At 36.9% G+C, this 12,910-nt stretch carries 12 protein-coding genes; 4 read left to right on the forward strand and 8 right to left on the reverse strand.

The window, feature by feature from the left end; translation table 11 throughout:
- The first annotated feature begins 56 nt into the window (after positions 1-56).
- Together alsS and budA are read left to right on the forward strand one after the other, a co-directional pair.
- A complete protein-coding gene (gene alsS / locus U8526_RS08135) occupies positions 57-1,733 on the forward strand; it encodes an acetolactate synthase AlsS (RefSeq protein ID WP_334341453.1) in 1,677 nt (558 codons plus the stop codon).
- Positions 1,734-1,751: 18 nt separating this feature from the next.
- Entirely contained in the window at positions 1,752-2,459 is a 708-nt protein-coding gene (gene budA / locus U8526_RS08140) for an acetolactate decarboxylase (protein ID WP_334341454.1), read from the forward strand.
- A 220-nt stretch (positions 2,460-2,679) separates the two neighbouring features.
- Here budA and U8526_RS08145 read toward each other — a convergent pair whose 3' ends face one another.
- Positions 2,680-3,921 (reverse strand): ATP-binding protein, encoded by a 1,242-nt coding sequence (locus U8526_RS08145; RefSeq protein WP_334341455.1) that lies wholly within the window; start codon positions 3,919-3,921, stop codon positions 2,680-2,682.
- A 159-nt stretch (positions 3,922-4,080) separates the two neighbouring features.
- Positions 4,081-4,374 carry a HigA family addiction module antitoxin gene (locus U8526_RS08150; protein WP_334341542.1) on the reverse strand — a complete coding sequence of 98 codons (294 nt, stop codon included), beginning with the start codon at positions 4,372-4,374 and terminating at the stop codon, positions 4,081-4,083.
- 107 nt (positions 4,375-4,481) lie between these two features.
- Here U8526_RS08150 and U8526_RS08155 point away from each other — a divergent pair, with 107 nt between their 5' ends.
- Positions 4,482-4,874, forward strand: a complete 393-nt coding sequence (locus U8526_RS08155) for a type II toxin-antitoxin system HicB family antitoxin (protein WP_334341456.1) — start codon at positions 4,482-4,484, stop codon at positions 4,872-4,874.
- Between the two features lie 48 nt (positions 4,875-4,922).
- On the opposite strand, the gene U8526_RS08160 is transcribed toward U8526_RS08155, so the two are convergent.
- The 4 genes from U8526_RS08160 to U8526_RS08175 all read right to left on the reverse strand — a co-directional run bounded on the left by U8526_RS08160 (position 4,923) and on the right by U8526_RS08175 (position 9,069).
- Complete coding sequence (locus U8526_RS08160; RefSeq protein ID WP_334341457.1) at positions 4,923-5,798, reverse strand: DMT family transporter; 876 nt, start codon at positions 5,796-5,798, stop codon at positions 4,923-4,925.
- A 163-nt stretch (positions 5,799-5,961) separates the two neighbouring features.
- The gene (locus tag U8526_RS08165) at positions 5,962-6,840 is read right to left on the reverse strand and encodes a DMT family transporter (protein ID WP_334341458.1); all 879 of its coding nucleotides are present in this window, start codon (positions 6,838-6,840) and stop codon (positions 5,962-5,964) included.
- A gap of 202 nt (positions 6,841-7,042) precedes the next feature.
- A complete protein-coding gene (locus tag U8526_RS08170) occupies positions 7,043-7,951 on the reverse strand; it encodes a sce7725 family protein (RefSeq protein WP_334341459.1) in 909 nt (302 codons plus the stop codon).
- A 167-nt stretch (positions 7,952-8,118) separates the two neighbouring features.
- Positions 8,119-9,069, reverse strand: a complete 951-nt coding sequence (locus U8526_RS08175; RefSeq protein WP_334341460.1) for a DMT family transporter — start codon at positions 9,067-9,069, stop codon at positions 8,119-8,121.
- Between the two features lie 251 nt (positions 9,070-9,320).
- Here U8526_RS08175 and U8526_RS08180 point away from each other — a divergent pair, with 251 nt between their 5' ends.
- Entirely contained in the window at positions 9,321-10,277 is a 957-nt protein-coding gene (locus U8526_RS08180) for a LacI family DNA-binding transcriptional regulator (RefSeq protein WP_334341461.1), read from the forward strand.
- 328 nt (positions 10,278-10,605) lie between these two features.
- On the opposite strand, the gene U8526_RS08185 is transcribed toward U8526_RS08180, so the two are convergent.
- Positions 10,606-11,436, reverse strand: coding sequence for a PRD domain-containing protein (locus U8526_RS08185; RefSeq protein WP_334341462.1), 831 nt, complete (start codon positions 11,434-11,436; stop codon positions 10,606-10,608).
- 21 nt (positions 11,437-11,457) lie between these two features.
- The gene (locus U8526_RS08190; protein WP_334341463.1) at positions 11,458-12,909 is read right to left on the reverse strand and encodes a glycoside hydrolase family 1 protein; all 1,452 of its coding nucleotides are present in this window, start codon (positions 12,907-12,909) and stop codon (positions 11,458-11,460) included.
- Position 12,910 lies beyond the last annotated feature (1 nt).

The following is a 12,910-nucleotide window of genomic DNA, read 5'->3' on the forward strand; positions in this document are numbered from 1 at the left end:
TTTTTTTCCTATAAATAATTATAGAACAAATCTACACAAAAAAGAGGTTAGATACAATGACAAAAACTAATGGTGCTCAAGCTTTGATCCAATCGATGATCAACCAAGGTGTACATTATGTCTTCGGATTACCTGGTGCGAAGATCGATCAACTCTTTGAATCCCTTGAACACAACGACGATTCACGAACTCCTGAACTAATTATTACACGTCACGAACAAAACGCAGCCTTCATCGCCGCCGGTATCGGACGTTTGACTGGTAAACCCGGAGTTGTGGCTACAACATCCGGTCCTGGTGTCTCCAACTTAGCTACTGGTCTAATCACCGCTACTTCTGAAGGTGATCCGGTAATCGCTTTAGGTGGTCAAGTTCCCCGAAACGATATTGCCCGTTTAACTCACCAAAGTATTTCCAGTAAGGAACTTCTTTCCACTACTACTAAGGACAGTGTTGAAGTTCAAGATGCTAACAATTTGTCGGAGACTTTTGCAAACGCTTACCAAAATGCTATTTCACCTAAGGCTGGGGCAACTTTCATGTCCATCCCTCAAGATGTGTTAAATGACGAAGTAACTCGTCCAGTTATCAAACCACTTCACAAGGTTGAACAAGGTGGCGTCAATTCTGAGACTCTCAACCAAATTATTGAAAAAATCGAAAAGGCTAAGTTGCCCGTAATTTTAGCAGGTATGCGTTCTTCTACCAATGAAGTTACCGACGCTATCCACAAATTCTTGCACAAGTTCTCGATTCCAGTTGTGGAAACCTTCCAGGGTGCTGGTGTCATATCGCGTGATTTGGAGAAAAACTACTACGGCCGTGTCGGCTTGTTCCGTAACCAAATCGGTGACACGATCCTCAAGGAAAGTGACTTGATCATTGCAGTCGGCTACGATCCAATTGAATATGAGGCTCGTAACTGGAATATTGGTCGTTCGGGAGAAATTATTAATCTCGATAGTATCAAGCCTGAAATCACCAATGATTATCAACCTGACTTGATTGTGAACGCTGATATTGCTAAAACTCTTAACGAAGTTAGCTCTAACTTACCGGATGGTATCGACCTAGGCGAAGATATGCACAAACATCTGGCTGATCAACAAGAGAAATTTACAAAGAAGGATGCGATTCCTGCTAACCACTCTGACAAGAACGGAATTCATCCACTTGCTATCATCCACGCTTTGCAAAACCAAGTTGAAGATGACACGACTGTTACGGTTGATGTTGGTAGTCTTTACATCTGGATGGCACGTCACTTCAGAAGTTACAAGCCTCGTCACCTACTCTTCAGTAATGGTATGCAAACGCTAGGTGTTGCACTTCCTTGGGCAATTGCTGCCGCTTTGGTACGTCCTGAAAAACCCGTTGTTTCCGTTGCTGGTGATGGTGGCTTCCTATTTTCTGGTCAAGAGTTAGAAACTGCTGTCCGCCTGCACCTTAATATCGTACAATTGATTTGGGACGACGGCTATTATGACATGGTTCGTTTCCAAGAGATTGCCAAATACGGCCACGATGCTGGTGTTAAATTAGGACCGGTTGATTTTGTTAAATATGCTGAAAGTTTTGGTGCCACTGGTATGCGCGTTGAAAGAACTGAGGATCTTGAACCAATGCTAGCCAAGGCTTTCGATACAAAGGGACCTGTTATTCTACACATCCCTGTCGATTACTCTGACAACATCCAATTAGCATCCAAGTTGGTCGATGACGTCTTGAATTAGTATAGAAAGAAGGATCTCATGCCAAAATCAAATATTCTTTATCAACACGGAACATTAGCTTTACTAGTGCCCGGTTTACTCGACGGCACCATTACTATGAAGGAATTGTTGACCCATGGCGATACTGGTATTGGGACTGGTGAAGGACTCGACGGTGAATTAATAATTCTAGATGGCAAGCCTTATCAAGTCGACAGTACCGGCGAAGTCAATATTGTTAACGACCGCTTCACACTACCGTTCGCTAACATCCACTTTGGCGACTACCAACAATTAGTTAACGTTGATAAAATCAGCCAGAAAGATCTTGAGGACAAGATTCTCTCACTAACCAGTGCCAACACATTTTTCTCAATAGAATTACACGGCCACTTTACCAATGTGAGAACCCGTGCCGTCAGAAAATCACATAAGCCATATAAAACCTTGGCTAAAACAGCTGAAAAACAAAGCATCTTTGAAAAAGCAGACGTCACAGGTACTTTGTTGAGCTATTACTCACCCGAAATTTTCGACGGAGCTGCCGTAGGTGGCTTTCATCATCACTTTATATCCGATGAACACGACTTCGGTGGACATTTGTTATCATTTGGTACCGCAAGTGGCGACGTAAAACTCCAACAATTCGATACCTTAGAACAACATCTCCCCGTTAAAAATCATTCTTACATGGACTTTGACTTTTCTGGAGAAGACATTTTGGGCGATATACATAAAGCAGAGTAGAGAGCGAAGCAGGCCCGCTTAGATTCTGAGCATTTGCCTAAGTACTGGAATCGCACGCGTATTTTGCGGGCAATTTCAGTGCTGTAGCAAAGCACAGGAATCTGGCCGCACAGCTCGTTTCCACTATAAAACATAGAACCATGGTTATTTAACTTAAAAAGACGAATCCATTTGGACTCGTCTTTTTGTTTACCCTATTTGATAGTGCTAATTTTAAGTATCATTCTTGCTTATTCTTCAAAAGTAATTGATCCTTATGCTCTCTAACATAAGCTTTAAACATTGGATCAGTAAACCTCCAAGAATTTCTATCTTCACTAGTTAGTATGTCGAATTTTGGACTTTTTAGCTGAGATAGTATCGGACTAATAGAATTTGCTTTCCCATGATCGTCATGTCTTAATTTATTTACTGCCTTAAGAATATCTTGCATTGTCATATTGATTCTATCGTCATTGGCCATTGCGTAAAGGACATAATTTCTTACAGTTGTTTTTGTACTTGCTTTATTTTTAGCCTGATTTAATTTTGATTCATATTCCAATTCATTAACTTCAAATATTTCATGTATAGCTTTCTCTATATAATCATCATGTATCGTCTCGCTATTATCATCTATAGCGGCATATCCGGTTTTCTGTCCAAGTTCATGTACTACTTTTCCAATACCACTTGAAATATAAACCGTTTTTTCAACCTGTTCGGAATTGCTCTTCAGTTCTGCCTTTTTCCATCCAGTTTCAACAATTTGACTACTTTCACTTCTGTTTAAATAAGGAACGGAGATTGTTGCCAATCTACTTTTTAACGATTGAACATCACTCCATAATTGTTCCGCAGTATTAGCGATACCTACAAAAATTATTTTTGCGTATGATTTTTCATAATTCACAGCATCGTCAGACATATTTTTAGCTATCTCGGCTAATCTTACTCTTAAATCTGTCGCTTCATCACTTAGGTTCTCCATATCATCAACAACCAATACGGTATTGCTTTTAAATAATGCTTCTTCCAGAATGGCAAAATCATCGGTACCAGTATATTGTTCAGAAATATCTTGTTGTGACTCTTTTCCCCTTGCTGACCAACTAAAAATCTTTATGCTTCCGTCAACATTATTACTTTTCTCATTTGTTTCAATGGTCTTAACGTTACGCATCAAATGGAGTTTATTTGCAATATCTGCAATAAAACTTTCCAAATTTGTTGTATTCGTCATTGTTACTCGTATGCTGTTAGTCCCATATTTTTCCTTCAATTTTGCAAGATTATCAAGTACCATACTCGTTTTACCTGCACCGGTGGGGCCAAAAACAAGTACTTGTCTTCCTTGTTGCGAGAATTCACGAAAAATGGTTCTATCTAATGTTCCACGTCCAACATAATTCTTCGTTGCAGGTTTACTTGGTGTGAACCATTTTGTTAATTCATTTTCTGATTTATCTCTGTCCCATCTCATAACAACAACTCCTTTTACTTTTATTATATCATTGTAGGGCGAGCATACAGGTGTGGTTGCAGCGTGGCTATTTGTATATGTGATTATACTACTGTTACTCAAGAAGTTATATTAATTATTGTATTAAAAAGACGAATCCAAATGGACTCGTCTTTTTGTTTACCCTATTTGATAGTGCTTAATCCGTTTATATTCTTCACCATTAATTTCTTCCGCATTTCGAATGTCGATGTCATTTTGAAGATTTAAGAAATAACGATCCGAAACGCCAAAGAACCTCCCCAATCTTACGGAAGTATCAACTGTTACCTGACGTCGATCATGTAATAAGTCTTGAATACGAGATGTTGGTACCATAATATGTTTAGCCAATGCATAAGCTGACAAATTTAATGGTTCCATGAATTCTTCTTTGAGAATTTCACTTATTTTAGGGGTAGGAATTCTATTCATCATATTCTCCTCTTTTTAAGTCTCAATATACACGCGACACATGTATACTTCAAGTGTTAAAATCCATATACGTATTAAACACGTGTATGGATTTGGAGGAATTAAAAATGAAAATAGTATATCCTATTATAATTTCTAAAACTGACGATAAGAACATCCCCTACTTTGTCAAAATTCCCGACATTGACGGTATAACACAAGGTAAAGATGTTGATGATGCTATTCAAATGGCTTGCGACTACATTGGACTGAACATTATTGATAAGCAAGATAACAATTTAGATGTATCCAAATCAAATTACGTACTTCCCACCTCAAAGGATTGCAACATTGTCACTCTGGTGGATGTCGATATCGATGAGTATCGTCGCAAGAATGACTTTAAAACGATTAAAAAGACTCTTACCATCCCTAACTATCTAAACAAATTAGAAAAAGAGAATAACATCAATTTTTCTGAATTACTGACAACTGCTTTAAAGAAAGAATTACTTGTTTAATTGATCAAAAAAAGTCCTATTTCAATAGAATAGGACCTTTTTGTATATCTACTTTGCAAATCTAATCGAAACCCAAACACTAGTCAAAATCAAAGCTGTGCCAGCCGCAAAACCCCAAGTCAGACCTTCTCCCAAAATCAGCCAGCCTAACAAGGTGCCGACGATTGGTTGTAACAGATAAATCAATCCGGAAACACTGGGACTGACCATTGTTAAGCCTTTATTCCACATGACAAAGGCCATGGCGGTCGAGATTGCGCCAACATAGAACAAACAAGCTAAAATCTTAGGATTGAAAAAGTTAACATTGGATAAGGATGCTAAATCTCCCATCACGAATGGGGTCAAACAGATCATTGCGACGATGGTTGAGATAATCGTTATTTGTAGCGCTGAGTATTCTGACAATAATTTGATCATTACTGACATAAACGACCAACTCAATGCCGCTAATACTAAGAACAATACACCGATTAAGATATGTTTACCACTCAAATGGATGCCGACTATCATCACTACCCCGAGTGTTGCCATCACTAAAGAAATGATCTTAACGCGATCTAATTTTTCCTTTAAAATTAGCCATGCAAAAATCACCATGAAGGTTGGGGTCGAGGATGTTACCACAGCTCCTGTTTGAGCGCTGGAAAACCATGTTCCGGTTTCTTGAGCGACTAATGAGAGTGCGTACCCTGTCAATCCTGAGAGGATAAACCATTTCAAATCTTTCCTTTTCAAATGCCATTTTTCTCGCTTGATCAATGAGAAACCGACTAAAAAGATCAACGCGACTAAATATCTTAGCCAAACCAACTGGAGTGGATGTATCACGCCCACTACCATTTTCACTGCCACAAAAGTCCCACCCCAGATACTGGCGGCGACTCCTAAAAGAATAGAACCTAATACTTTGTTAGAATCCATAATGCTTAGTCCTTTTAGCTATTGGTCTCTCCGGAACAAAATTTATAATTAAATAAATTCTTTTGAAATCTTATTTTTGTAAAAAATTATAGCATTATCACAGTAAGTTGGAACTGAAAATATAAAAAAAGGCAAATCCGTTTTGGATTTACCCTTCTACTTACTATTTACCTTCAAATCTAACTGATACCCAGACGCTACCGATAATCAATATTGCACCAATAAAGAAGCCAATTGAAATCGATTCTTTTAAAAACATCCAACCAAGTAGTGTCCCCACGATTGGTTGTAATAAAAAGAATAGTCCCGACGAACTAGAATTAACTAGCGTCAATCCTTTATTCCACATGACAAAGGCTAAGGCTGTCGAGATAACGCCTAAATATAGCAGACTAAGAACAATTTTGGGTTCTAGAAAATCAATATTTGTTAAATTAAGCTTATTTGTAAACACAACTGGCGTTAAACAAATTATGGCAATCATTGTCGACATGATCGTAATCTGTAATGAACTGTAATGTTTAACTTTTTGTATCAAGACTGACATCAAAGCCCATGTTAAGGCCGCAATGATCAATGATAATACCCCAAGTAAAATGTTATTACCTACTAAATGGATACCGACTATCATAATTACACCAATCGATGCCATGACTAAGGATATTATTTTGACATGTGTTATTTTCTCTTTAAAGATCAACCAAGCAAAAATCACCATAAAAGATGGTGTCGCTGAAGTAATCACTGCCCCAGTTTGAGCACTGGATAACCAAGTACCAGTTTCTTGGGCAACTATTGAAATAGTATTACCAATCAAACCTATTATGACGATCAGTCCGATGTCTCTTTTATAAATGGTCCATTTTTCTTTTTTCAAAATCGAAAATAATACTAAAAACACGATTGCTACTAAATACCTTAACCACACCAGCTGCAAAGGATGAATAACGCTGACTACGTCCTTTACAACAACAAACATTCCACCCCAGATACAGGCAGACACACTAAGTAAAATTGATCCTAAAATCTTCTTTGAATTCATAATATTTCCTTCCGTTATTTAACTTCATCTGAAATTAATCAACGGAAATGCCATCCGCTGATTAACGGATAGCAGGAACATCACATTCATTTAATGGTGAGTAAATCATTTTTACACCTTCTTTTTTGCAATTCAAATATTATATCACTAAAAAAAGGCAAATCCGTTTTGGATTTACCTTGATTCTAACTTATGTAATACTTCATTGCTTTCTATCCAAATATCTTCCCATAATTTCAAAATGATGTTTTATAGACAATTTCTTTATATATCCTAATCCTGAATATTTTTCAGCCTTATACAACTCTTTAAACTCCTTTAAAGCTCTGGAATCATTCTTCTTGCTATCAAAACCAGAACTGGAAACGAATTCAATCAATTTTGCCAACGCCTCATAGGTTTTCAATGCTGGATTTCGTACATCGTCATTAGAATCTGAAACAAAGTGATGAATCCTTAATTCATCATTCTCATCAAAGTAGACTAAATGAATTGCTACGGCTTTTGCTGCGAAACCTGTTCTACTGTCAATTACTGAATAATCACTAAAGCCACAGTAGCCTTCTTCCTTGTAATATAAATGTTCCACTGTAAATAATTCATCTGGTTTGGATAAATAATCTATATTTCTATCCCATTCATTATTAAATTGTTCATGCATTTCTACCATAAAATTTGTATTATTTTTTAATTTTCTAATTGCCAATCGATTATTTGGTTCAATTACTAAATAAGTATTACCGTCAATAATAGATGTATCATTAAAATCCGATTTTTCATTCACAATGGCCATTTTATTAACATTAGAATAGTTAGAAAAAGAATTATCATTTGAATTATCAAGAATTAGGGCCGGTATAAAATTATCTTTTGCTTTTATTTTATTCATATCAATATTATCGGAAATCTTAAAATTAGCGGCAGGTGAATTTTGAATCACGGCAATCTTCTTATTACTGTCAGAAAAAGACTCTAGTAGATTTCCTAATGTTGCTGAAGTACCTGTTGGTTCTATAATCGGCAGTATGTTTTCACTTAAAATACCATCATTTAAAAGTTCTCTTAATGCTAATAACTCATGTTGTTTACCTTTAAGCATAGGAAAGTACATACGTATTCGCTCCATCTCAATATTTAATATTTGGACATTCACCATAATACATTATATTTTTTAGTACCATAACTAGAAAAATTATAGCATGAGTTGAACACTATTATTATTGCCTTGATATTTTAAATTACGTACAAAAAAGGCAAATCCGTTTTGGATTTACCTTATTAATTATTATTCAATTTTAATTTTGCATTCAGTTTTGCTGGTCGTGTTCTCTCTAAACGAGTCTCATCTGTGGATGAACCATCGAATTTAACTGAGATCCAGACACTGGCTAAAATCATGGCCGAACCAATGATAAAACCAACGGAAATTTGTTCGCCTAATAGTAACCAACCTAGAAATGATCCGACGATTGGTTGAATCAAGTAGAACAATCCTGAAGAACCGGCACTGACGATTTGGAGGCCACGATTCCACATTACGTAAGCAACGGCGGTTGAAACGGCACCGATGTAAAGTAAACTAAGAATGATCGTTGGGTCAGCAAAGTTAATGCTTGTAAGTGATGACATATCACTCAAAATAAATGGTGTCAGAGCAACAACAGCTACTACGGTTGACATAATAGTAATTTGTAAAGAACTGTACGTCTTTACTTTTTTAACTAGAACTGACATTAAAGCCCAGGCGATGGAATCAAGTACTAGAAGCAGAACTCCTAATATGACATTGGTTCCTGACATCTTTAATCCAACAATCATAACTACTCCGAGAATAGCAATAATTACGGAAAAGACTTTAACCTTATCCAACTTTTCTTTGAGAATTAACCAACCAAAGATGATCATAAATGCAGGTATCGTTGATGTGATAACCGATCCTGTCTGGGCATTTGACAACCCTGTACCCATTTCTTGGGCAACTAGTGAAATGGTATTTCCAATGATTCCGATCCAAAAAATTAATTTCAAATCGGACCAATTGATGTGCCACTTCTCTTTTTTCATTATTGAAAATCCAATTAAGAATACTAATGCAATCAGATACTCCAACCAAACTAGTTGAATTGGATGTACTTCATTTACAATAATTTTTACAACTACGAACATTGCTCCCCAAATAATTGAAGCAATGGTTAAAAACACGGATCCTAAAATCCTTTTAGACTTCATGAGTAATATTTCCCTTCGCTTTGATTTCCTATGAATTCATTGCTACGCTACCCTCGCGAATAGCCGAAATATTACTGCTGTCAACTAACGATAAATACTCACCTTCCTTATGGTTAACATCATCCAGTATAACAACGACTAATAATAAAACAACCAATCCTGGCGTAGTAAACGTTTCCAGAGTAGAATTAACCCCAGAATGTCCGGAAAACGATTAGTATATCTTTATAGATACAGAAAGGTGACACTTAATGACGACAATTTATGATCTAGCAAGAAAGACTGGAATCTCCAAATCCACCATCTCTCGCGTTGTGAGCGGCAATGGTTACGTGAGTGAAGATAAACGTAAAATCATTCTCGATGCGATGCATGAAATGAATTACGTCCCTAATCAAGTTGCTAAAGATTTACGGAAAAAACGAACAAACACGATTGGTTTTCTTGTTAGTGAATACTTTCCCTTCGTAGGGGATTTTCTCAATTCCTTTACTAAGATTGCGGCAGAGCATGGTTACAGCGTCAACGTTTACTTCACACAAACAGCGGATAATGAACTAAAGGCTCTGCGATTACTGACAACTCACGCTTTAGACGCTATCTTCATCTTAACGAGGATCAACTCATGGGATACTATCAGTTCTTATGCTAAATTCGGCCCTATTTCCACCTGGCATCGAGTTAACCGTCCTAACATTTATTCCAACTTTATCGACCATTACCCGATTTACCTTCAGGTACTTAACCACCTCTATAAATCTGGTCATAAAGATATTGGACATGTCTTATCTGGTTTAAGAAACGCCAATACACGTGCTCGAGTCAGAGCGATAGATGACTTCGTGGCGGCTCATCCCGATAGCAATCAGAGTTTTCAACTGTTCTACCATACACAAATGAAAACTGGTGAAGACGTTGCTAAAAAATGGTTAGATAATCCTGATCACCCTACTACGGTTATTTTTTATGATGATTTCGTAGCCGCAGAGTTTATTTCCACATTGAGAAAAAACGGCCAAAAAGTTCCTGAAGATTGTCTTGTGGTCGGCAGCAACAATAGCGAAATTGCTAAAATAATGAACATACCGACAATCGACCTCTGTTTTAAAAATCAAGCTCACAATGCGTTCATTTATTTATACAACGAACTGAACTCAGCACAATTACCCTATGAAACGCAAAATCCACATTGGGTCGATGCTTACTAACTTTTTTAAATTTATACTTGACCTGGGACCAATCCCACATCGTACTATATAAATGTACTAAGGAAGAGGTCATAACAAGCCCAAATTTACAGCAATTCAGTGGAATGGTCGTTATAAATAGGTGATTGTTGGAACATGACTTCCGATAATTGTGGACAACCATAAAAATAAATACCCTTTATTTTAAAAATTCAAAAAGTTACTAAGTAGATTAATACCATCCGCAATTATCCAATCCATTAATATAATAATCTGATGATCATTGTAAACAGCCATTACTTTGATTGTCTGAACTCAAAAAGGATCACTTCAATAGAAGTGATCCTTTTCATTTATCTATTCTTTGAATTTGCATCGTCATCAACATCAGTTCTTCATCTGTCAATGGTTCACCAAATTTAATTTTTATATAATCTGATACTTTCTGAGCTATTTGAAAAGCCTGTTCATCTTTACTTTTAACAATGGCAAAGATGGCTGGATCGGCGTCTTCAAACATATTATCTGCGATTATGCGTTCCACTAAGAATTTTATATGCACGACACAACGTTGAAAATTGGGAGCTGAATCGTTGATTCCACCTTGAAACTGATACTTGATGATATTAACGATTCTTCCAATAATTTGACTAGCTTTTAATGCATCCCGACGATCATCGCTGCCATTTTCAGCATTGATAATATGAGCGGCAATATTAGAAGCTTCCTGATCTGAGAACTTAGTTCCCATTTCTTCATTCAGCAGTTTCACGGCATAAGTTCCCACGGAAAATTCTTTAGAATAATAAGTCTTAATTTCCCAATAAACTTTATTCGTTATAACGATGCCATGTTCTTCCCGTTCCAATGCAAATTTCATGTGATCCAACAAGGAAACATAGAGTGCATCACTCAATTTGGTATTCAAACTTTCAGTGGCATAGTTGATAATTTTTTGAGCAATTTCGATTAATTTAGGAGACGACTGGGCAATCGAAGTTAGAAGTTGTTCAACGTTGCCATTACTAACTGGTACGAAAACTTGATTGTAGGAATCACTTTCAAGAATTGCTCCAGTTTTCTTACCATAGCCAATTCCCTTACCTAAGAGAATGAATTCTTGGTTTTGATCATTTACAGCCAAAACAACACTGGAATTCAGAACTTTCTTAATTTTCATCCCTAAACCGCCTCCCTATCATTAATCTAAATCTTGTCCATTGGTCTTGATAACGTGTTGATACCAATCAAAAGAATCCTTCTTGTAACGGTTCAAAGTTCCATTGCCTAAATCATCCTCATCAACATAGATAAAGCCATAACGCTTCGACATTTGTGACGTTGAGGCACTAACTAGATCAATTGGAGCCCAGCTAGTATAGCCCATCAAATCGACACCAGCATCAACTGCCTTAATCATCTCACGGAAATGTGCTTTAAAGTAGTCAATTCGATACTGATCGTGAACTTTTTTATCGTCTGTCAAAGTATCTTTAGCACCCATACCATTTTCCACGATGAACAATGGCTTGTGGTAGCGATCATAAAGTTGTAACAAGGAAATTCTTAAACCAATTGGATCAACAGTCCAGCCCCAATCAGTCGTTTCCAAATGAGGATTCTTCCCACCAACAATTGTATTGCCAGCAGTCAATTCAAGATTTCCTTCATCGTATGAAGAAACCATCGACATGTAATAACTAAAGGAAACAAAATCAACGGTATTATCCTTTAATATTTGTAAATCGTCAGGTTCCATTTTAATTTCAATCTTATTTTTCTTAAAGTAGTCCAAAACTAATTTCGGATATTCTCCGAAGACTTGCACATCACCAGGGAAATAATTCATCGTATTTTTATTGAATGATGCCAAAACATCTCTTGGATCGGAAGAATTAGGATAATCAGTTAACTTAGTCAACATGCAACCAACTTGGCTACCAGGAATAATTTCGTGACAATCCTTGGTAACTAACGCTGACGCAACAAATTGATTGTGGAAAGCTTGATATTCATCTTGCAACAAGTTATCTGATTTGTCCGGGATAATGCCGGCTGAGGTGAATGGATGACGTGTGACACTGTCAATCTCGTTAAAGGTTAACCAATATTTCACATCATCTTTGAACTCATTAAAACAGGCGTCGCAAAATCTCCTGAACATATCGACCACACGACGATCGACCCAACCATTGTATTTAATGGCTAAATTCAATGGCATCTCATAGTGAGACAGTGTCACTAAAGGTTCAATGTTATTCTTATGCATTTCCTTGAAAACATCTTTATAGTAATCTAATCCCTTTTGATTAGGTTCGGTCTCTTCGCCAGTTGGAAAAATTCTAGTCCAAGCAATCGAAATTCTTAGTGTCTTGAAGCCTAGTTCGCCAAATAATTTCATATCCTCAGGATAGCGATGGTAAAAATCAATTCCGCGGCGCTTTGGATAGTAAGTTGTATCGTCAGTCTTTAAAGCTTCTTGAATGCTTTCAGACGTAACGCCAACTTGCTTGCTGTAATCTTTTACATCCACTTCAGGTTTATATGTAGCGACATCGGCAACTGATGGACCTTTGCCATCAACATTCCAAGCACCCTCAACTTGATTGGCAGCAACAGCGCCACCCCACAAAAAATCTTTTTTTAATCCCATT

Source organism: Companilactobacillus sp. HBUAS56275, assembly GCF_036913655.1.
In the GTDB taxonomy this organism is placed as follows: Bacteria; Bacillota; Bacilli; order Lactobacillales; family Lactobacillaceae; genus Companilactobacillus; species Companilactobacillus pullicola.

What these genes read in the sequence shown, in the direction of transcription:
- alsS (WP_334341453.1), top strand. Translation starts at nt 57, where the DNA reads ATGACAAAAACTAATGGTGCTCAAGCTTTGATCCAATCGATGATCAAC.
- budA (WP_334341454.1), top strand. Translation starts at nt 1,752, where the DNA reads ATGCCAAAATCAAATATTCTTTATCAACACGGAACATTAGCTTTACTA.
- U8526_RS08145 (WP_334341455.1), bottom strand. Translation starts at nt 3,921, where the DNA reads ATGAGATGGGACAGAGATAAATCAGAAAATGAATTAACAAAATGGTTC.
- U8526_RS08150 (WP_334341542.1), bottom strand. Translation starts at nt 4,374, where the DNA reads ATGAATAGAATTCCTACCCCTAAAATAAGTGAAATTCTCAAAGAAGAA.
- U8526_RS08155 (WP_334341456.1), top strand. Translation starts at nt 4,482, where the DNA reads ATGAAAATAGTATATCCTATTATAATTTCTAAAACTGACGATAAGAAC.
- U8526_RS08160 (WP_334341457.1), bottom strand. Translation starts at nt 5,798, where the DNA reads ATGGATTCTAACAAAGTATTAGGTTCTATTCTTTTAGGAGTCGCCGCC.
- U8526_RS08165 (WP_334341458.1), bottom strand. Translation starts at nt 6,840, where the DNA reads ATGAATTCAAAGAAGATTTTAGGATCAATTTTACTTAGTGTGTCTGCC.
- U8526_RS08170 (WP_334341459.1), bottom strand. Translation starts at nt 7,951, where the DNA reads ATGTACTTTCCTATGCTTAAAGGTAAACAACATGAGTTATTAGCATTA.
- U8526_RS08175 (WP_334341460.1), bottom strand. Translation starts at nt 9,069, where the DNA reads ATGAAGTCTAAAAGGATTTTAGGATCCGTGTTTTTAACCATTGCTTCA.
- U8526_RS08180 (WP_334341461.1), top strand. Translation starts at nt 9,321, where the DNA reads ATGACGACAATTTATGATCTAGCAAGAAAGACTGGAATCTCCAAATCC.
- U8526_RS08185 (WP_334341462.1), bottom strand. Translation starts at nt 11,436, where the DNA reads ATGAAAATTAAGAAAGTTCTGAATTCCAGTGTTGTTTTGGCTGTAAAT.
- U8526_RS08190 (WP_334341463.1), bottom strand. Translation starts at nt 12,909, where the DNA reads ATGGGATTAAAAAAAGATTTTTTGTGGGGTGGCGCTGTTGCTGCCAAT.